The 748-nt window shown below is 49.3% G+C and carries 1 protein-coding gene; it reads left to right on the top strand.

The window, feature by feature from the left end; genetic code table 11:
• Positions 1-501: c-type cytochrome (locus ACTIE6_RS04860; RefSeq protein ID WP_439555556.1), on the top strand; the 501-nt coding region annotated here is incomplete at its 5' end.
• Positions 502-748: the final 247 nt, after the last annotated feature.

Genomic DNA, 748 nt, shown 5'->3' with positions numbered 1-748 from the left:
AAACAAGAGGCCAATGAGTTTCTTGGACAAAACTCCCAGCCTGCCCAAAAGAATCATCCGGCACTTGCAGAGCTGGCAAAGATGCGTGGCGAGGCCGCAAAAGGTAAGGAGGTATTCATGCAGTACTGCGCCATTTGCCACCAGGTAAATAAGGAGGGTGCTGATTTCGGCCCTAAACTCTCGGAAATCGGGAGCAAGCTTCCCAGGGAGGCGCAATATGCTGCCATTTTCGAACCCAGCTCAGGAATCAGCTTCGGTTATGAAGGCGTAGAGATCACCTTCAAGGACGGTTCTACGGCTGGGGGGCTAATTTTAAGTAAAACAGAAACGGACATTACGCTGAAATTTCCGGGTGGGTCACATCAGGAATACAAAATGTCGCAGGTGAAATCCATCAACCAGATGAAAGATTCGATGATGCCGGCCGGCCTTCAGGATGCGATGAGCACGGAAGAATTGGTCAATCTAGTAGAATATATGAGTGGTTTGAAAGGAAATTAAGTTTGATAATAGTTGGTTCCCGCTGCATCTGCTCACGAGGCTGGTACCGGCCATGATTAGATTTTTTTCATCTGGCAAATGCCAGCTTTTTTTGTTTGATTGATTTACTGCGCCAACATTTTCGGCGCGGCATAGGTCATAAAGCACGCCAGGTCGGAAAAGCCCAGGAAAAAGAGCGACATCGTGCGCGGGCCGCCAGGGCGACAAGCGTCCTACCCTACCGAGCCAATACGCCAGAACGATATTT

Source organism: Dyadobacter sp. (assembly GCF_051859145.1).
Classification (GTDB): domain Bacteria; phylum Bacteroidota; class Bacteroidia; order Cytophagales; family Spirosomataceae; genus Dyadobacter.
Note: the sequence above shows the minus strand (reverse complement) of the source record. Positions and strands in the feature narration are given on the sequence as shown.